Origin of the sequence: Marinobacter sp. M-5 (genome assembly GCF_032911545.1) — a bacterium.
GTDB classification, from domain to species: domain Bacteria; phylum Pseudomonadota; class Gammaproteobacteria; order Pseudomonadales; family Oleiphilaceae; genus Marinobacter; species Marinobacter goseongensis.
Genome location: NZ_JAWJEK010000001.1, coordinates 112,234 through 132,047, shown reverse-complemented (window position 1 = coordinate 132,047; position 19,814 = coordinate 112,234). Strand labels below are relative to the sequence as shown.

Here is a 19,814-nt window from a genome sequence, read left to right as displayed (position 1 = left end):
ACCCAAGGAGCTGTGCATGCCTAAAGTCATTTACCCGGGCACTTTTGACCCAATCACCAATGGCCACACCGACCTGATCGAACGGGCTGGCCGAATGTTCGACGAAATTGTGGTGGCGGTCGCTTACAACTCGAAAAAACAGCCGCTGCTGAATCTGGACGAGCGCTGCGAGCTGGTCCGCAAGGCCACTGCCCACATTCCCAACGTGACGGTCACCGGATTCAGCAATCTCCTGGCGGATTTCGTGCGGGAACAGAAAGCAACGGTGATTCTGCGGGGATTACGGGCGGTGTCGGATTTCGAGTACGAGTTTCAGTTGGCGGACATGAATCGGCGCCTGGCGCCAGAAGTCGAAAGCGTGTTCCTGACCCCGGCCAACCACCTGTCCTACATTTCCTCAACGCTGATCCGGGAAATTGCCTCCCTGGGCGGTGACGTGTCGGAATTCGTGGACCCCGCCGTTGAGACTGCCCTGAAACAGAAATTCCAGCATTCCTGAGGTAATCCCTGATGGCCCTGTTGATTACCGACGAGTGCATCAATTGCGATGTCTGCGAGCCAGAATGCCCGAACGATGCGATTTCGCCGGGCGACGAGATTTACGTGATTGATCCCAACAAGTGCACCGAGTGCGTGGGGCATTTTGATGAGCCCCAGTGCCAGCAGGTTTGCCCGGTGGATTGCATCCCCCTCGACCCGATGCGGCCGGAAACCGAGGCGCAGCTACTGGAAAAATACCACCAGCTGACCGGCAACTGATCAGGCCATTACAGCAGGGGGGGTAACGGAATAACCACTCCGTTCACGTTGAGGGCCAGATCCTTCAGCTCCGCCTCCATGCTCAATCGGTCGCCCTGCTGCACCATCATGCCTTCCTTGATCAGCGGTGCCAGCTGCATCATCAGCGCCGGATACTTGTCGGCCAGCATAGCGGGCAGGCTCACCGCCACCTGACCGGTCAGCCGCTGCATGACCATCAGCATTTCTGCCCGCTCCTGGTCCGAGAGCCGGGGATGGCCGATCATCACCTCACCGTTCACCTCACCTTCCGGTGTCATCACGCTGATGGCTGGAAAGCCGATAGTGAAGCCTTCCGCCGCCAGACCAAGCAGCGACTCATTGATGCGATTCATGCTGGCCATCTGATGCTCAAAAGCCGCCGGCGAGCCGCCCTGATCCATGGCGGCCATCTGCAGATCGGTCAGGGCCGCCGTCAGCGCACTCCAGCCGTCCACATCCAGATCCTGCAGCACAAATTCCACGCGGTGCGGGCCGGCGGTCTGCTCACCGGCGGTGACAGTGTCCACCGTCGCCAGGGTTTCGCTGTTCACGCGTCGTTCGTTATCAGTGGCCCAGGTCTGGCTGGTCAGGGCAAAGCCTTCCAGCCGCACCGACGGCTGTCCCGGAGCAGACCACTCCAGGACGTCGAGATGCGCCTCACCTTCCCCCGTCCAGACTTCGCCGCGCAGGTGGCGCAGACTCTGTTCCAGCCGGAATTCATTCACCGAGAGCGACATCTCCGGGGAGGACACAACCATTCCGGGCCAGACGAGGGTCAGATCCGCCTCGGTGCCGGCGCCACCGATATCTGCTCGGGCAAAGCCCCCAGACATCCGCAGCGTCTCACCGGTCTGGTCGTCGTTCACCGACACCGCCGGCATGGTCAGCTCAACAATGGCGGTGCCCCACAGACGGGTTTCCAGGGTCAACTCGGGTTTTTCCTCCGCGAACAGTTCCTTCGCGACCTCGGGCAAGTCCTCCAGTGGGGAGAACTCCATCAAGCTGCCGGTCACCCCGTGGGAGACCCGGGCCTGATACCGGAACCGCAGGGGCTCGTCCCCAGCGGGATCATCAAACACCAGGGTGCCCTCAAAGCGGCCACCGAGATAGCCACGCTGGTAATCACCGGTATCCACCCGGACAAACTGCTGTGACGCGTTCACCTCCGATGTAACCCTGTGCCATTGCTGCTCGGTCACCATGCCAACCCCATAGGGCGCGGCGATGGCGGCGGCAAGGACAACCGCACCCACGACTATTCCTGTCTTTTTCAATGCCGTTCTCCGTCACACTCTGAATTTATTGCCCGGTCAGGCGGTCCAGCAGAACCAGTTGCGATGCCAGCCGCTCTTCGCCTTCCGCGGGCTGATTCTGCAGGTAGCTGCCATCCGGCTGCAAGACCCAGGACTGGCAATTGTCCGCAAGATAGGTATCCAGGTCCTCACGCACCCGCGCAATCAGGTGCGGGTCTTCCAGCGGGAAAGCGGTTTCGATCCGGCTCAGCAGGTTGCGTTCCATGCCATCGGCACTGGAACAGTAGACGTCCGGCCGACCATTGTTGCCGAAGTAATAGACACGGGTATGTTCCAGAAAGCGACCGATGATCGATCGCACGCGGATGTTGTCCGATAGCCCCGGCACCTCCGGCCGCAGGCAGCAGATACCGCGAATGATCAGGTCAATCTTTACCCCCGCCTGGGACGCCCGGTACAACGACTTGATCAGCTGCGGTTCGGTCAGCGCATTGAACTTGAGAATGATGCGGCCTTTCTGGCCATGCTCCGCCTCACGATCGATCAGGCTCAACAACCGCGTATGCAGGGTAAAGGGCGCATGGAAAAGTTTCTTGATCTTCAGTGCCTTGCCCATGCCGGTCAGCTGCTGGAACAGCTTGTTGACGTCATCGCCGATGGATTCGTCACAGGTCAGGAAGCTGTAATCGGTGTACAGCCGGGCGTTACCGGCGTGGTAGTTGCCGGTACCCAGGTGAACGTAGCGACGCAGGCGCCCCTCTTCCCGCCGCACGATCAAAATCATCTTGGCGTGGGTCTTGTAGCCCACCACACCGTAGACCACGATCACCCCGGCTTCCTGCAGACGGCTGGCCAGCTCGAGGTTTTCTGCTTCGCTGAAACGCGCCCGCAGTTCGATCACCGCGGTCACTTCCTTGCCACGGCGGGCGGCATCGGCCAGTGCTTCAACAATTTCCGAGTCCGCGCCGGCGCGGTAGAGCGTCTGGCGGATCGCCAGGACCTGGGGATCTTTTGCCGCCTGGCGCAGCAGGTCGGTCACCGGGCTGAAATTCTCATAGGGGTGCAGCAGCAGGATCGGCCGTTTGCGGATGGCATCAAACATCGAATCCTTGCTGCGGATCTGCCGCGGTATCGAGGGTGAAAAGCCGGAGTACGTCAGGTCCGGCCGATCCACCAGCCCGCCGACCGCCATCAGTCGGGTCAGGTTCACCGGGCCGTGCACCTGATACAGGTCCCGCTCGGTCAGCCCGAACTCCTGCAGCAGAAACTGAACCAGTTCTTCCGGGCAATTGTCAGCCACTTCCAGACGCACACCGTCACCAAACCGGCGGCTGAGCAACTCCCCCCGCAGCGCCGACGCCAAATCCTCGAGATCGTCCTCCAGCTCAAGGTCGGCGTTGCGGGTCAGGCGGAACTGGTAGCAGCCCTTGACCTCCATGCCGGGGAACAGCTCGTCGGCGTGGGCGTGAATCATCGACGACAGGAACACCAGATTCTCACCGCCATCGCAGACGTCATTAGGCAACCGCACCAGCCTCGGCAGTGAGCGCGGCGCGGGAACGATGGCCATACCGGTCTCTCGCCCGAAGGCGTCCTTGCCGTCGAGTTCCACAATGAAGTTGAGGCTTTTGTTCACCAGCCGGGGAAAGGGGTGGGACGGGTCCAGTCCGATGGGGCTGACCACCGGCAGGATTTCCTCGTCGAAGTAACGGCGCACCCACTCGGCCTGGGCCGGAGTCCACTCCCGGCGGCGCACGAAATGGATGTTCTCCTGCTCCATCTCCGGAATCAGCACGTTGTTGATGATGTCGTACTGTTCACGGATGTACTCGTGAGCCACGCGGCTGATTTCCGCCAGCGCCTGCTCAGGCATCATGCCGTCCGAACCGACGGTCTCACGGCCGTATTTCATCTGCTGGCGCAGACCGGCGACACGGATCTCGAAAAACTCGTCCATGTTGCTGCTGAAAATACAGCAGAAAATCAGCCGGTTGATCAGCGGGTGCGTGGTGTCCAGCGCCTGCTTCAACACCCGATAGTTGAACTGCAGCTGGCTGAGTTCACGGTTGAAGTAGTTTTCGCTGGCGCCCAGATCAACTTCCTGCCCCACCGGCGGCACTTCCACCGGGGCCGGGATGCTCTGATCGTCCACAACGTGCAATTCATTGGCTGATTCGGTAGTCATGACTCGCTGATTCCAGATGTTTGATTCTTGGTACTTTATGGCTTCCCGGCACCTTGCGCGGACTCACGCAGCAGCCGTGCTGCCCTGACCGCGAAATAGGTCAGGATGGCATCGGCACCGGCCCGGCGCATGGCCATCAGGCTTTCCATCATCACCGCATCGCCGTCGAGCCAGCCATTGTCCGCCGCTGCCATGTGCATGGCATACTCTCCGCTGACCTGATACACAAATGTGGGTACCTGCAGCTCGTGTTTGACGCGGTACACAATGTCCAGATACGGCATGCCGGGCTTGATCATCACCATGTCGGCCCCCTCGGCCAGATCCATGGCGACCTCGTGGAGTGCCTCATCACTGTTGGCCGGATCCATCTGATAAGTCGATTTATTGCCTTTGCCCAGATTGGCGGCGGAACCGACGGCATCACGGAAGGGGCCATAATAGCTCGACGCATATTTGGCAGAATAAGCCAGAATGCGAGTGTTCACATAGCCCGCCGATTCAAGGGCATCGCGGATGGCACCGACGCGGCCGTCCATCATGTCTGAGGGCGCCACGATATCGGCGCCGGCATCTGCATGGGACAACGCCTGATTGACCAGCGCTTCAATGGTGACGTCGTTCAGCACATAACCGTCATTATCAACGATGCCGTCCTGGCCATGGGTGGTGAACGGATCCAGCGCCACATCGGTGATCACACCCAACTCAGGCACCGCTTTCTTCAATGCACGCACCGCACGCTGGGCCAGACCGTCGGAGTTCCAGGCGCCCGAACCGGATACGTTCTTGTCCGCCGCCGGCACCACCGGAAACAGCGCCACCGCCGGAATGCCCAGGTCCACCAGTTCTTCCGCCAGCTCGACCAGCAGATCAATGCTTAACCGTTCAACACCCGGCATCGACGGCACGGCTTCGCGCTTACCCTGACCTTCCAGCACAAATACCGGGTAGATCAGATTGTCTGCGGTCAGTTGATGCTCCCGCACCAGGCGACGAGAAAAGTCATCGGCACGATTACGACGCAGGCGGGCAGCAGGAAAAGCACGACGGATGGGTGAACGCATATAACACCTCCTGGGGCGGGTCAGATTTTTGGCCGACCGGAGATCACCGATCAACCGCACTTTCATCATACACGCCCATGCCGTCGGGAGGCACGCGACCGCCGGTAATGGCCCCGATAGCGCCAGATCGTAACCGGGGGATATGACAGCTCCGTTACCGCAAGGATCCAGAGCCCCTGCTCACCGTTACTCGGGTCACGAGTCGACAGCCGGCGGTTGTGACCCGGGTGATTGATTTACCAGCCAAAAACCGACGAGGACTGCTATGATCACCAGCAAACCCGTTGCCAGCAGCAATGAGACTCTCATAATCCGCAGGTGCTTGTTGGAATTATAAAATGCAGTCCGCCGGCGAAGCCGGCAGCCGAGGGAAACAGAATAGACCAATGCTCCAGGGCTCGCTGAGACAGCGTTCAAAAACCGGCCCGCTCCGCACGGAGGCGGGCCCGAGAGATCAGAGTGACCGGTTATTGAAACCAATCTCCACCTTGCGGGAAGGGTCGGACCGGAACGTTGTGTCCACTTCCTGGATTTTTCCGCCCTGGCTCAGAAATGCTTCGATGTCCGCCTGCAACTGTGCACGAATCCGGGCACGGCCAGCGACCGAGTGGTTATCCTCGTTGTCGCTGCTCCAGCTTCCGGATTGCTCCAGATTGCTTTCGTCGAATTCACTCACGGCCTTAATCTCCATCAACGAAAACAAAACACCGAGCGCACCAAACCCGGCGCGGGCAGGCCGCTCTGTCTCGGTGACACCGGGCGTTCCGGATCACCTTGGCGTCTTTATAATCTGCTTTTTCGAGCAACGCTATTTCAGATCAACGACTTTTTTGTAATTTTTTGTAATCATTAATAAGATATTGAAATACATATATAAAATTGTTCATCCGCCAGCCCCTTCCAGGTTGACAAAAAGAATGAATAATGATTCACTATTTCAAAGGAGTCGGCATGGCTTACCGGGAAACGGAAAAAATGCGCAAACGCAAGGCGGAAGCCCGTCAGCGCATTCTGACTTGCGCCTATGAATGTGTGGCTTACAGCGGATTCCGCAGCGCCAGAGTGACCACCATTGCCACTCAGGCTGGCGTGGCGACCGGAACCATCTACCGCCATTTCGAGTCCAAAGAGGATCTGTTTGCGGAGATCTTCCGGTTGGCCACCCAGAGGGAGGTGGACAAGGTCGCGGAGGCTCTGGCCACCCGGGGTAACGCCACCGCCCGACTGGAAGCCGCACTGCGCCAGTTTGCAGAGAGAGCACTGCGGGGACCGGTCATGGCCTGGTCGCTGATCGCCGAGCCGGTCGATCCGAAGGTGGAAGTGGAACGACTGAAATACCGCAAGGCCTACGCCGAGCTGTTCGAGCAAGCCATCAGCGAGGGCATGGAGGAAGGCTGCATTCCACAACAGGACGCCGGTCAGAGCAGCACCTGCCTGGTGGGTGCCATTGCCGAAAGCCTGGTGGGACCCTTGTCACCGGTGCAAAGCGACGCCCGACAGAAACCGGGAAACGAACCGGAACCCGACAACAACGACAACAACGACAACAACGACAACAACGACAACAACGATCCGCTGGTCAACGCCATCATACGATTTTGCATGCAGGGGCTGACTGGCACCAGGAGGTAACATGAACGCCCGCCAGCCCATACCGCCCGTCGCGGCCGATGACGCACAGGAACCGCAAGAGCACTACTTGGCCCAGACCCACGACGTGGTCAACCAACCGCCCGCCCTGGAAGACTACAACCTGTACGAACAGGATCAGGCGCTGCAGGAAGCGGTGATACGGGAAGGCGGGCCGGGCGCCACGAACGGCCTGGTCGCCTTCGGCGCCCTCGCCGGTACGCGCGAAACCATCGAACTGGGCTTCCGCGCCAACGAGAACAAACCGGTGTTCAACACCCACGACCGCTTCGGACACCGCATCGACCAGGTGGACTTCCACCCCGCCTATCACCAACTGATGTCCATCGCGATGGAACATGGCCTGCACAGCAGCCCCTGGACCAACCCCGGTGCCGGCGCCCACGTTAACCGCGCAGCCAAGTACTACATGCACTCCCAGGTGGAAGCCGCCCACTGCTGCCCCATTACCATGACTTTCGCCGCCATCCCCTCGATCCGCAAACAGCCGGAACTGGCGGCGTTGTGGGAAGATCGCATCCTTGCCAATGCGTACGACCCCCGCAACCTGCCCGACGGCGGGAAAAGCTCGGTGACCATCGGTATGGCGATGACCGAAAAACAGGGCGGCAGCGATGTGCGGGCTAACAGCACCCGGGCCTACCCCGTGGGCGCTGAAGGTCCCGGCCAGCCCTATGAGCTGGTCGGCCACAAATGGTTTGTCTCCGCCCCCATGTGTGACGCTTTCCTGGTGCTGGCCCAGACCAGCAACGGCCTGTCCTGCTTCCTGATGCCGCGCTGGCGACCGGACGGCAGCAAGAACCCGTGGCAGATCCAGCGCCTGAAGAACAAGATGGGCAATGTCGCCAACGCCTCCAGCGAGGCGGAACTGCGCGGCGCCCTGGCGTGGATGGTCGGTGACGAAGGCCGTGGCGTACCCACCATCATTGAAATGGTGGCCATGACCCGCTTCGACTGCATGATCGGCAGCTCCGCCGGCATGCGCCAGGCCGTGGCCCAGGCCACCCATCACTGCCGCCACCGCAGTGCCTTCGGCCACCGCCTCAACGAACAGCCGCTGATGCAGAACGTGCTGGCCGACCTGGCGCTGGAAAGCGAAGCGGCACTGGTCTATACCCTGCGCATCGCCCGCGCGCTGGACAACCAGCACCTCGAACACGAACGCCTGCTGGCGCGCCTGGCCACCCCGGTGGGCAAATACTGGATCTGCAAACGCGCCCCCAACCACGCCTATGAAGCCATGGAGTGCATCGGCGGCAGCGGCGTGATGGAAGACTGCATCATGCCACGCCTGTTCCGCGAATCCCCGGTCAACGCCATCTGGGAGGGCAGCGGTAACGTCCAGTGCCTGGACACCCTGCGCGCCATCCAGAAAGAGCCGGACACCCTCGAGGCCTTCTTCCGCGAAGTAGCCGAAGCCCGCGGCAGCGATGACCGCTTCGACCGCTTCGTGGCCGAGCTGCAGAACGACTTCGCCGACATTAGCGACTTCCAGTACCGCGCCCGCAACCTCGTCGACCGCCTGGCTCTGGCCCTACAGGCCAGCCTGCTGCTGCGCGGCTCCGACCCGGCCGTGGCCGACGCCTTCTGCGCCGCCCGCCTGCAGTCCGGCGGCGGCCTCAACTATGGCAACCTACCCTCCGGCACCGACGCCGCGGCCATTATCAAACGGGCCACGCCTGTAGTAGGCTAAAGTTCAAATGATCAGGATATCCGAAGCCTGACTGAACCCGATGCCACCTGAAAAGTTGGAGAGCTGTCGGGGGCAGGGCTTCCAAAACCCTGCGGAGCCATGGATGGCGGAGCGGAGCGTACAGGGACGTATTCACAGCGTGTTTTGGAAGTCCTGCCCCCGGCGGCTCCCGCACCGAAGCCGAACACAACATGTCAGAAGCACTCAGAAAACTGCTCAACCAGTCTGGTCCGACGCCGGTGATCGCCCCCCACGTGGGTGTGCTCACCCTGCACTTCCAGCTTTACGGCTGCGAGGATCTCAAGGCCAAACGCAAAGTCTTCACCGCCCTGAAAGCCGTCTGGGGCCGCGAACCTGATCTGGCAGTGGCGGAGACCGCCGACCAGGACGCCCTCGACTGCGCCACCTGGACCATCGCCGCCCTGGGCAGCTCGACCCAGCAGATCACCCAGCGCCTCGACCAGGTCGAAAAAGCCATTCAGGAACGGGTGGATGCTGCCATACTGGACGTGCACCGGGAGATTCTCTGAGTGCGGCCGGAGGCCCTGTAGCCTAACTACCCACCAGGTCGTATACTACGCGTCCTTTGACAGGGTGCCGAAAGGCTGGCTCAGGGGTCATAAGGGAGGCCAGAGCGCCCGCGGGACAACGGGCAAGACGATTTCTTCACCGTCGGATGTAACCGTCCGGCTGTATCCGCCAGGCATCCGGAACCCGCCAGGCGGATGACCACCGATGAAAAGTGTGTGTCGCGTATGACCGGAAAGAAAAAATCCGCCCAGGCCTCAGTTGAGGCAATGTATCGGGTCTTCACGGTGCCAGAGGCGCCGGAATCGACCCTGAGCCGGATTGACCAGAACATATCCCGCAACCTTGCCGGTTTCCTGCAGGAACACATCGTCGCGGTCGAGCGGGACCTGTCAGAAGTCGAAAAGGACTTCTCCGACTACGCCATTCCCGAAAAGCCCGTGTTCGTCTCCGAACAGGCCCAGTTCCTGCTGGACAAGCTGGTGGCCAACTCGGTTCACACCGCCTCCCCCAGCTTCATCGGCCACATGACCTCAGCGCTGCCCTATTTCATGCTGCCGCTGTCCAAAATCATGATCGCCCTCAACCAGAACCTGGTGAAGACCGAAACCTCCAAGGCGTTCACCCCCATGGAACGCCAGGTACTGGGCATGATTCACCGGCTGGTGTATGGCCAGGACGGTGCCTTCTACCGCAAGTGGATGCACGACCCCCGCTACGCCCTCGGCGCCATGTGCTCCGGTGGCACGGTGGCCAATCTGACTGCGTTGTGGGTTGCCCGCAACCGCGCATTCCCGGCCGAGGGCAGCTTCCGCGGCATCCATGAAGAGGGCCTGTTCCGGGCGCTGCGCTATTACGGCCACGAGGGTGCCGCCATACTGGTGTCCCGCCGCGGTCACTACTCCCTGCGCAAGGCCGCCGACGTACTTGGCCTGGGCCGTGAGTTCCTGGTGCCGGTGGACACCGACGACGACAACCGCATCGATACCGACGCGCTGCGGGACAAATGCCTGGAACTGCAGAAACAGAAGATCAAGGTCATGGCCATCTGCGGCATCGCCGGCACCACCGAAACCGGCAACGTTGACCCACTGGACGCCATGGCCGACATCGCCCGGGAATTCGGCGCCCATTTCCATGTCGACGCCGCCTGGGGCGGCCCCACCCTGTTCTCCCGCGCCCACCGTGGACTGCTGCGGGGCATCGAACAGGCGGACTCGGTCACCTTCGACGCCCACAAACAGCTTTATGTGCCCATGGGCGTGGGCCTGGTAGTGTTTCGTGATCCAAGCCTTGCCAGCGCCGTCGAGCACCACGCCCAGTACATCATCCGTAAAGGCTCGCGGGATCTGGGCAGCACCACTCTGGAAGGCTCACGCCCCGGCATGTCGATGCTGATCCACTCGGGCCTGAAAATCCTGGCACGGGAAGGCTACGAAATCCTTATCGACCAGGGCATCGACAAGGCCCAGACCTTCGCCGATCTGATCGACGCCCATCCGGATTTCGAGCTGGTGACCAAACCGGAACTGAACATTCTGACCTACCGCTACTGCCCGCCCGAGGTGCAACAGGCGCTGGCGCAGGCCGATGAACTGCAGGCGGAAAAACTCAACGCCTGCCTCAACCGCATCACCAAGTTCATCCAGAAAACCCAGCGGGAGCGGGGCAAGGCATTCGTCTCGCGGACCCGACTGGAGCCGGCCCGTTACTTCCACTTCCCCTGCATCGTGTTCCGGGTGGTGCTGGCCAATCCGCTGACCACGCGGGAGATTCTGGAGGATATTCTGGCCGAACAGCGGGAACTGGCGATGACCGAGGACGGGATTCAGGACGAGATTTCAATTCTGCATCAGATGGCGGATGCGGTGCTTAAGCAGCGTGAGCCTGGCGTACGACAGGCCTGAGTAATTCTGAATCGGGTTCCGCCAGCGCCGCCATCCATGGCTCCGCAGGGTTTTGGACAGGCCACCCCGACCCCGGCTCTGCGTTCTGCCGCAGCCCCCCGACTCAGTAAAGCGCCTCTTCGTCATCCAGCACTTCGTGCAGGATGTCCAGAAACATATGATCCGCCTCACTCCAGTTCTCCGGGATACGGATCGTGGTATTCGCGCTGATCTCACGGGCAATCACTTCATTGGCATTCTGCTCGCTACGGTGCTTGCGGGCGATTTCCACGGATTTGACAGCAATGGTGGGATCGCTCAGTACTTTTTTGATGAACACTCGCAGCTCATTGATCATACGAGCCTGACGGCTTTCGGCAGACGAACTCATCATAAACTCCCGGATAGTTTAACGTTCAGGGCTCACCCCTCAACATCGCAATAGTATGGCTAATTCGGCGGGCGGCAACCAGCCCGGAATCGTCCCGCCCGGTCCGCCAGCGAACCGGGCAACGGCCAGCTTTACATCAACAGCCCACGCAGGGTGAAGAACAGCATCGCCGCCATCAGTGCGGAGGCCGGCACGGTGATGATCCACGCGGCCACGATGCGAGTCAGATGGGAACGCTTGACCATTTCCTCGCGGTAGATCTTCTTCAGGCGCTTGCGTTCGCTCTTGGACAACGGCACCTGCTTTTTCTTCTTGGCCTGCTTGAGCAGGTTTTCCATTTCCTCCACCGAGGCATTGCGGAAGTCGTCGAGGAACGGACGCAGGCGCGCCTGCTCTGCTTCGTCATGCTGCTCCATGATCTTGTGCAGCTGGGTGGCGTAGTTGTATTTCAGATACTCCCGCAGGAAGCCGACACCGAACACACCGCCGATGGCGATGTGGGTGGAGCTTACCGGCAGGCCCAGCTGGGAGGCGATGATGACCGTGAGCGCGGCCGACAGGGCGATACAGAAGGCGCGGGTTTTGTCGAGTTCGGTGATCTCGCTGCCCACTGTCTTGATCAGGCGCGGGCCGAACAGCATCAGGCCAACGGCAAGGCCGAGCGCACCCACCAGCATGACCCAGAGCGGAATGGCGGCGGAGGTCACCACCGCGCCGGCCGACAGGGCATCGTTAATCGCGGCAAGCGGACCAATGGCGTTCGCCACGTCGTTGGCACCGTGGGCAAAACTGAGCAGCGCCGCGGCAAAAATCAGCGGCCAGGTAAACAGGGAGTTCACCCCCTCGGCACTGTTTTCCATGGTGGCGGCGCGACGACCGACCAGTACCCGCATGGCCACGAAAACCACCGCCGCAACCGCCAGCCCCACCAGCGACGCGCCGAGGAAGTCCACCTCAACCAGCTTCTTTACACCCTTGACCATCAGGTAGGTGCCGAACGCCCAGGCCATGATTGCCACCAGCCAGGGCACAAAGGTGCGCGCCGCCGGGATCAGATTCTGGCGATAGAGTACGGTTTTTTTGATGGCAAAGAGGAACAGCGCTGCCAGCACGCCGCCCATCACCGGTGAAATCACCCAGCTGGCCACGATTTTGCTCATCACCGCCCAATCGGCGATGCCCCAGCCCCCAGCGGCAATACCCGCGCCCAGCACACCGCCAACGATGGAGTGAGTGGTGGAAACCGGTGCGCCCATCCAGGTGGCCAGGTTCAGCCACAAGGCACCGGCCAGCAACGCGGCGGTCATCAGCCAGACGAACGCGTTAACGTCGTCGAGACGATCGGCGGCAATGATGCCGCCCTTGATAGTCGATACCACGTCACCGCCGGCAATGATCGCGCCGCCGGCTTCGAAGATGGCCGCAAGCAATACCGCACCGCCAAGAGACAGGGCGCCGGAACCCACCGCGGGGCCAACGTTGTTGGCAACGTCATTGGCACCGATGTTGATCGCCATGTAGCCGCCGATAACCGCGGCGGCCATCAACAGCATGCTGTTGGGCATGCCACTGCTCAGTTGCCCGACCACCAGCCAGATGCCGAGCAGGAACAGAAAGCTGAAGCCTACCCGGTAACGCTCGGTGGAAGGACTGGTCAGGAGGGTGTCAAGAAATCCGCTTTTCGGGGCCATAACAGATCCGGTCTCGTCGATGCTGAATGAGTTGCTACGTATTGCGCCTTCCCGGCCAGTCAGATTGCGCCTTCCCTAGGGTAGTCTACACTGCGCGGCAACTATAATTTTTTTGCCACAAAAATGAAACATTTGAACCGGACCCGGGGCTGCTGACAAATATCTTGGATAGTTGCTGCACGGTCGGCTCAAATTGACTCATAATTGCTATAAAACGCGCCAGAAATACAACAATAGCAACAAAGGCAGCCATGACCGATCGCATCCCCCCCCAGCCCCCCGACAGCTCGGAAGAGGCGCGCATCGCGCGGCTGCTGACGTGGTTGTCGCTGATGGCGATTGTGTTTCTGGTGGGCATCGGCACCAAGGCGTGGAACGCCGATCACGCGGTCCATGCCTGGACGCTCTGGGCATTCGCGTTGCCGATCGCACTGAACATGGCCCACTTTGCGCGCACCCGGAACCGGGCGGCCCAAAAAGGCGGTCTGATTACCGTGGTGGGCTTGCTGTTCGCCTATCTGATGGCGTCTGGTGGGGAGAGCAACACCGGCCCGCTGTGGTTTTTCGTGTTTCCCCCCCTGCTCTTCTACCTCACCAACCTGAAAACCGGCACCGCCATTCTGCTGTTCTGCTATCTGCTCGCGGTGGTGGTGTTCCAGTTCCCCAACCTGCCGCTGGTCACCGCGGAATACTCAACCGACTTCAAGATCCGCTTTTTCGCGGCACTGACCTTCGAGTCCATTTTCTGTTTTGTGCTGGAAGCCAGCCGGCTGAAGGCGAGAAACGAGTTGATGGAACTGGCCCGCACCCATGAACATGCGGCCCGTACCGACGAGCTGACCGGGCTGGCCAACCGGCGGGATATGCAGCACCGGCTGTTGGCGGAATTCTCGCGCTTCCAGCGTTCGGGCCATCACTTCTCGATCGTGCTGATCGATCTGGACCTGTTCAAGGCGATCAACGACCAGTTCGGCCATGACGCCGGTGATGAGGTGCTGAAAACCTTTGCCGGCCAGATGCGCACGGTGATCCGCCAAACCGACGTGGCGGCCCGCTGGGGCGGCGAGGAGTTTCTGCTACTGCTCCCTGACACCTCGTTACTGCAGGCCCTCACGCTCGCCGAGCGCCTGCGGGCCGAGGTGGAGACCACAGAGTTCGTGTTCGGCAGGCAACGACTGCCGGTCTCCATCAGTGCCGGGGTCTGCTCCATCGCCAAGGCCAGCTCGGTGGATGAGCTGCTGAAACAGGCGGATGTCCATCTTTACAGCGCCAAGGAGGCGGGTCGCAATCGTATTGCCCCACGCGTCCGCAGTCTTGGCGGGAATGACGCTGCCGACCCCCTCACCCAGTCTTGAGCGGCGCCGGACCAACCGCTATGATCCAACGCCAGATCTAACCATGGCGGCCAACAACTGCCATGAAGACATGACAGAGGCGGATATGGCAGCAATTCGAGTACTGGTGGGCAGCGTTTACGGCGGCGCTCTGATGACCGCACGGGCAATCCGGAAAACCCTGGAAAGCGAGGGGCACACCGTCACCGTGCTGGAGAATCCGGTACTGGACCAGATCACCGACAACACCGACCCCCTGCTGATATGCACATCAACGACAGGACAGGGCGAGGTGCCCCCGAACCTGCTGCCGTTTTACCTGTCCCTGCGCGAGCAACTGCCGCAGCAACCCGGACGGCCGTTTGGCGTGATTGTGCTGGGTGACAGCTCCTATGGAGAGACGTTCTGTGGCGCCGGCGAGCTGCTGGAAGAGGCGCTGTACGAAACCGCCGCCCGCAAGGTCGGTGACACCCTGCGTATCGACGCGCTGGAAACCCTGGAGCCGGAGCAGGAAGCCCTGCCCTGGTCGCGGGAATGGATCGCCAATCTGTAACCGTGGTGGCAGAGTGAGTAACACTCGGCAAATTTCAGGATGACGCCCTTGAGCGGTTCCCGGGCGGAAGTCATACTGCACAAAACAAACATAACAAGTTCGGTATTTTGTGCGCCATATTGCTCTGTTTTTCGCCCTGATGGGCGCGATGATCACCATGGCCCCCGAAGGTCAGGCAGATGCCACGGGGTCGTCACGACTTCCCCAGCCCACCATTGCCTTCCTGGAGGCGCCCGGGGGCGACGACCTCTCGGGCCTGCTGGCCCGTCCGGATTGGCAGCCCCTGGCGGAAGACACCCCCAATTTCGGCTATGTGACCGGTCATTACTGGTACCGTCTGTCCCTGCCGGATGGACCTCCGCAGCAGGTGCTGGAAATCAGCTATCCGCAACTGGATTATGTCACCTTTTATCTGCTCGCTGATGGCGAGCTGGTGGACAAAGTCGTCACCGGGGATCATCTGCCGTTTGCTGAGCGCCCGCTTTACCACCCCAGCTTTCTGGTGCCCTACACCGTAGAGCCGGGTGTCAGCTACGAGATACTGCTGTCGGTCCAGACCAACGGCGCGCACCAGGTGCCTATTCGGCTGTGGGAGCAGAACGCCCTGTTCGACGCCCTGACCACCGAGGACCGCCTCCACAGTCTGTATTACGGCATCCTGATCACCACCATTTTCTTCAACCTGTTTATCTTCCTGACCCTGCGGGAAGCCACCTACCTGTTCTATGTGCTGTCGACATTTGGCTACCTGTTCCTGATGGCGACTCTGCGTGGGGTGACTTATCAGGTGTTCTGGCCCGAAAGTCCGTGGCTGCATAACCAGACCATGCTGATGGCCGTTCCGGTGGCCGTCGTGTTTGCACTGCTGTTTGCCCGCTCGTTCCTCAAACTGCGGGATCGCGCGCCCCTCACGGACCGGCTGCTGAAAGTCATTATCGGGCTCAGTCTGGCGGCGGTGCTCGGCACCTTCGTGCTGGATTTCAATACCTCGATCAAATCCTCGGTGGCGCTGGCATTGTCCGGCTTCCTCGTGCTGACGGTGATCGGGCCGGTCCAGTGGGCCCGGCGCAACCCCCAGGCTGGCTACTACACCGTCGCCTGGGCGCTGTTGATCGTCGGCACCATGCTCACCGCCGCCAACAAGTACGGCTTGCTACCCACCAACTGGCTGACCACCTATGGCATGCAGGTGGGCTCTGGCCTGGAAGCCATTCTGCTGACCATCGCCCTGGCCAAACGGCTGTACAACGAGCGGGAAGAGAAGCTGCACGCCCGCGAAGCGGAGCTGCGAGCCATGGCGGCGCGGCGGACCGCAGAGCTGCGGTTGATGGATCAGGCCCTGCACAACCCCCTGACCGGGCTGCCCAACCGCACCAGTTTCGAGATGATGATCAACGATCTGATCACCCGGGTGCCCGATCGCCGTTACGCCATTGCAGTAATCCACCTGAGCAACCTGCAGGCGATCACCAAGACCCTGGGGCATCGCAATACCGATCGCCTGATCGAGCTGGCCTCGGCCCGCTTCAACAGCATTGTCAGGGAACTGCCGGGGATTCTGCCCATCGAGACCACCGAACAGCGGTCGGTGTACCTGGCGTCACTGGAGCCTTCAACCTTCGGTTTTGTGGTCGATGCCGCGATGATCGGTAACGCACCCCGCGCCATCATTCAGGGCCTGGAAGAGCTCCGGGAACCGGTGGACTATCTGGGCATGCAGCTGCCGCTGGATCCGCAGATCGGTACCGCGATCTTTCCGGAGCACGCCCAGGACACCAACTCACTGATTCGCCGCGCCCACATCGCGCAGGGCTCGAACGAAGCCCGCGACCGCGGATTGGCCTATTACCAGCCAACACGGGATTCCTACAGCGCCGACCGGCTGACACTGGTCTCGGAGTTGCGCAAGGCGCTGCAAAACGGCGAGCTGGAGCTGCACCTGCAGCCCAAAATGGCGCTGCCCTCCCGCACCATTGTCGGGGTGGAGGCACTGATTCGCTGGCCTGAGCGCAAAACCCCCATCCCTGCCGATATGCTGATCGGTATTGCCGAGCAGACCGGGCTGATCAAGCCACTGACGCGCTGGGTTCTGGAACAGTCTCTGGCGCTTCGGACCAGGCTGGTGGAACAGGGCTGGCCGCTGGGCATTGCCGTGAATATTTCGCCGAACAATCTGCGGGAGCCGGATTTCCCGATGTTTGTCCAGCGGCTGATGAGCAGTCATCACAGCCACCGCGGCATGATCATCCTGGAGGTCACCGAAACGTCGATGATGCAGGACCCGGCCAACTCCCTGAAGGCGTTGAACTCGCTACACACAGCGGGTATCCCGGTCTCCATTGATGACTTCGGTTCGGGCTATTCGTCGCTGTCGTACATCAAGCAGTTGCCCGCCAGCGAGATCAAGATCGACCGCTCCCTGATTACCGATATCGGTACTCATGCCGGTGACCGCGTCATCGTGCAGACCACCATCGATATGTGCCATTCCCTCGGCTACAAAGTCGTGGCAGAAGGCGTGGAAGACGAGACCACGGCGGCGCTGCTGGAGAGCATGGGCTGCGACATGATCCAGGGCTACCTGCTCACGCCGCCACTGCCCCTGGAAGAGCTGCTGGTCTGGTTATCCGACCGCGCCGCCGCGGAGGACAAGCGGAAGATTGTCTGATGCCGGGAAGGCAAGAGGGCGAAAGAGCGGCTGTCACCCCGGTCCGTCAGCGGGCGCGTTTGCGGATCAGCGCTTCCTGGGTGGTGGACGCCACCAGACCGCCCTGCTGATTGAAGAAGTTGCCGCGATTGAAGCCGCGGCCGCCGGAGGCGCTGGGGCTGTCCTTGTCGTACAGCAGCCACTCGTCCATGCGGAAATTCCGGTGAAACCAGATGGCGTGGTCCAGGCTGGCCACCTGCATGCCCTTGCTCATGAAGGTAACACCGTGGGGATTGAGCGAGGTGCCCAGAAAAGAAAAGTCCGACGCATAGGTCAGCAGGCAGCGATGCAGGACCGGGTCATCAGGCAGATGTCCCTGGGTCCGGAACCAGCTTTGCTTGTGGGGCGGCCGCGCCTCGGGCTTGAACGGATTGACCGGGTCCACCGGACGGATCTCGATCGGACGCTCACGGGTGAGCGTATCCCGCAGGTGCTCGGGAACGTGAGGGGCCAGCATCTCGCCGTATTCCTGCTCCGACTTCAGGGTGTCCGGATCCGGTGCATCGGGCATGTCCAGCTGGTGCTCAAAACCCTGCTCCTCCACCTGGAAAGACACCGATCCGGTGAGGATCTCTTTACCGCCCTGGCGCGCAATAACCCGGCGCACGGAGAAGCTGCCGCCATCCCGCACCCGCTGCACTTCGTAGTCAATCGGCATGCTGTGATTGCCCGGGCGCAGAAAGTAGGCATGCAGGGAATGGGGCAACCGGCCTTCGACCGTGCGACTGGCCGCCATCAGCCCCTGCCCCAGAACCTGGCCGCCAAACACGTTGGGAAAACCAAGGTCTTCACTGTCACCCTGGAAATGGTCGTCCCCGATTGGCGAAAGATCCAGAAGATCCACCAGCTTTCTGGTTATCTCAAGCATGCCCACTCCTGTCAATTCGTTAGCTCACGAATGAATTTCTACCCGAAGCCGGGCCTTTTCGCAATAACTCAGCCGTGAATGGGGGGCACTTCCTTTGACAGGGCCTGCTTTTCCACCGCAAACCGGCCAGTCACCGCGAAACCCAGCACGGCACCATCCGCCGCTTTAAACAAGGCACGGACATCGCTGCCCTCCTGCTCAAGCTCCCACGCTCCGGCAGCGTTGGGCGGGGGCGGGCAGACGGCCGTGGGGCAGCACGGGGTTTTGATCATGACCGGCATGGTGCCGTAAGCCACCTCGGTGCGCTCACTCACCAGCGTTTTCGCCAGGGCTCGGGAGCAGGCCATCAGCGGCAGCACGTACAGCAGCACGTGGCCGTCGACCTCGGCGCAGTCACCCAGGGAATAGACATCCGCCGCGGAGGTTTCCAGCGCCCGGTTAACCACAATGCCCCGGTTGGTGGCAATGCCGGCAGCTTCCGCCAGTTCGGTTCGCGGCCGCAGACCGACAGCGGAAATCACCAGATCCGCTTCCAGCGTCTCGCCGTTGGCCAATGCCAGCCGCACGCCCTCACCAGCACGGTCAATGCGATCCACCACGGTTTCGAGATGGAAACCCACGCCCAACTCGGTCAGCTCGGCCTTGACCGCCTCTGCCGCCGGCGGCGGCAGTAGCCCCGGCATCAGCGTGTCAGAGGGGGCAATCACATCGACCTCGACACCGCCGTTGCGGAGGTCGTTGGCAAACTCACAGCCGATCAGGCCAGCACCCATGATGGCCACCCGCTTTTTGCCCGCCAGCGCTTCGCGGAACGCGCGGTAATCCATCAGATCGTTGATGGAATGCACGAATTCCTGACCGTCACCTTCAATATTCAGGCGAATCACGTCAGCGCCCCAGGCCAGCACCAACTTGCTGTAGCGGAGACGTTCGTCGCCCAGCACCAGCTCGTGGGCTGCGGTGTCGATGCCGGTCACCGTGGTGAACGTGCGCAGCTCGAGATTCAGCTGCTCGGTCATGGCGTCGGCACTGGCCTGGGCCAGCTCCTCGGCCTCCTTGCCCTTGGTAAAACCGGTTGACAGCATAGGTTTGGAATAACTGAAGCCGTCATCGGCGGTGACCATGACGATGGCGATGTCCTTGTCTTGCTTACGGATCTCCCGGGCCAGGGAGTATCCGGACAGGCCGGTTCCCACGATGACGATAGGGGCTTCTGTTGTCATTCCAA

17 protein-coding genes are annotated in these 19,814 nt (G+C 61.1%); 9 read left to right on the top strand and 8 right to left on the bottom strand.

Going from position 1 to position 19,814, the window contains the following annotated elements; translation table 11 throughout:
• Positions 1 to 16: 16 nt before the first annotated feature.
• Complete coding sequence (gene coaD, locus R0125_RS00565) at positions 17 to 499, top strand: pantetheine-phosphate adenylyltransferase (RefSeq protein ID WP_317236771.1); 483 nt, start codon at positions 17 to 19, stop codon at positions 497 to 499.
• 11 nt (positions 500 to 510) lie between these two features.
• A complete protein-coding gene (locus R0125_RS00560) occupies positions 511 to 759 on the top strand; it encodes a YfhL family 4Fe-4S dicluster ferredoxin (RefSeq protein WP_248181598.1) in 249 nt (82 codons plus the stop codon).
• Between the two features lie 8 nt (positions 760 to 767).
• Here the strand turns inward: R0125_RS00560 and R0125_RS00555 are convergent, their stop codons facing one another.
• The 4 genes from R0125_RS00555 to R0125_RS00540 all read right to left on the bottom strand — a co-directional run bounded on the left by R0125_RS00555 (position 768) and on the right by R0125_RS00540 (position 5,961).
• Complete coding sequence (locus R0125_RS00555) at positions 768 to 2,054, bottom strand: DUF945 family protein (protein ID WP_317236770.1); 1,287 nt, start codon at positions 2,052 to 2,054, stop codon at positions 768 to 770.
• Positions 2,055 to 2,079: 25 nt separating this feature from the next.
• A complete protein-coding gene (gene ppk1 / locus R0125_RS00550) occupies positions 2,080 to 4,218 on the bottom strand; it encodes a polyphosphate kinase 1 (protein ID WP_248181600.1) in 2,139 nt (712 codons plus the stop codon).
• A 35-nt stretch (positions 4,219 to 4,253) separates the two neighbouring features.
• Positions 4,254 to 5,285 (bottom strand): porphobilinogen synthase, encoded by a 1,032-nt coding sequence (gene hemB / locus R0125_RS00545; RefSeq protein WP_317236769.1) that lies wholly within the window; start codon positions 5,283 to 5,285, stop codon positions 4,254 to 4,256.
• A gap of 454 nt (positions 5,286 to 5,739) precedes the next feature.
• Positions 5,740 to 5,961 carry a hypothetical protein gene (locus R0125_RS00540; protein ID WP_248181602.1) on the bottom strand — a complete coding sequence of 74 codons (222 nt, stop codon included), beginning with the start codon at positions 5,959 to 5,961 and terminating at the stop codon, positions 5,740 to 5,742.
• Positions 5,962 to 6,236: 275 nt separating this feature from the next.
• On the opposite strand from R0125_RS00540, the gene R0125_RS00535 reads away from it, so the two are divergent.
• The 4 genes from R0125_RS00535 to panP all read left to right on the top strand — a co-directional run bounded on the left by R0125_RS00535 (position 6,237) and on the right by panP (position 11,063).
• Positions 6,237 to 6,917 carry a TetR/AcrR family transcriptional regulator gene (locus tag R0125_RS00535; RefSeq protein WP_317236768.1) on the top strand — a complete coding sequence of 227 codons (681 nt, stop codon included), beginning with the start codon at positions 6,237 to 6,239 and terminating at the stop codon, positions 6,915 to 6,917.
• A gap of 1 nt (position 6,918) precedes the next feature.
• Positions 6,919 to 8,628, top strand: coding sequence for an acyl-CoA dehydrogenase family protein (locus R0125_RS00530; protein WP_317236767.1), 1,710 nt, complete (start codon positions 6,919 to 6,921; stop codon positions 8,626 to 8,628).
• 191 nt (positions 8,629 to 8,819) lie between these two features.
• On the top strand, positions 8,820 to 9,158 hold the full coding sequence (locus R0125_RS00525; RefSeq protein WP_317236766.1) for a DUF503 domain-containing protein: 339 nt from the start codon (positions 8,820 to 8,822) through the stop codon (positions 9,156 to 9,158).
• 225 nt (positions 9,159 to 9,383) lie between these two features.
• Positions 9,384 to 11,063 carry a pyridoxal-dependent aspartate 1-decarboxylase PanP gene (panP, locus tag R0125_RS00520; RefSeq protein ID WP_248181723.1) on the top strand — a complete coding sequence of 560 codons (1,680 nt, stop codon included), beginning with the start codon at positions 9,384 to 9,386 and terminating at the stop codon, positions 11,061 to 11,063.
• 103 nt (positions 11,064 to 11,166) lie between these two features.
• On the opposite strand, the gene R0125_RS00515 is transcribed toward panP, so the two are convergent.
• Entirely contained in the window at positions 11,167 to 11,433 is a 267-nt protein-coding gene (locus R0125_RS00515) for a hypothetical protein (RefSeq protein WP_248181606.1), read from the bottom strand.
• Between the two features lie 131 nt (positions 11,434 to 11,564).
• On the bottom strand, positions 11,565 to 13,124 hold the full coding sequence (locus R0125_RS00510; protein ID WP_248181607.1) for an inorganic phosphate transporter: 1,560 nt from the start codon (positions 13,122 to 13,124) through the stop codon (positions 11,565 to 11,567).
• A 251-nt stretch (positions 13,125 to 13,375) separates the two neighbouring features.
• On the opposite strand from R0125_RS00510, the gene R0125_RS00505 reads away from it, so the two are divergent.
• The 3 genes from R0125_RS00505 to R0125_RS00495 all read left to right on the top strand — a co-directional run bounded on the left by R0125_RS00505 (position 13,376) and on the right by R0125_RS00495 (position 17,679).
• A complete protein-coding gene (locus R0125_RS00505; protein ID WP_248181608.1) occupies positions 13,376 to 14,479 on the top strand; it encodes a GGDEF domain-containing protein in 1,104 nt (367 codons plus the stop codon).
• 85 nt (positions 14,480 to 14,564) lie between these two features.
• Entirely contained in the window at positions 14,565 to 15,011 is a 447-nt protein-coding gene (locus R0125_RS00500) for a flavodoxin domain-containing protein (protein ID WP_248181609.1), read from the top strand.
• Positions 15,012 to 15,120: 109 nt separating this feature from the next.
• A complete protein-coding gene (locus tag R0125_RS00495; RefSeq protein ID WP_317236765.1) occupies positions 15,121 to 17,679 on the top strand; it encodes an EAL domain-containing protein in 2,559 nt (852 codons plus the stop codon).
• A 46-nt stretch (positions 17,680 to 17,725) separates the two neighbouring features.
• On the opposite strand, the gene tesB is transcribed toward R0125_RS00495, so the two are convergent.
• Entirely contained in the window at positions 17,726 to 18,586 is an 861-nt protein-coding gene (gene tesB, locus R0125_RS00490) for an acyl-CoA thioesterase II (protein WP_248181611.1), read from the bottom strand.
• A 68-nt stretch (positions 18,587 to 18,654) separates the two neighbouring features.
• Positions 18,655 to 19,809, bottom strand: a complete 1,155-nt coding sequence (locus R0125_RS00485; protein WP_248181612.1) for an NAD(P)/FAD-dependent oxidoreductase — start codon at positions 19,807 to 19,809, stop codon at positions 18,655 to 18,657.
• Positions 19,810 to 19,814: the final 5 nt, after the last annotated feature.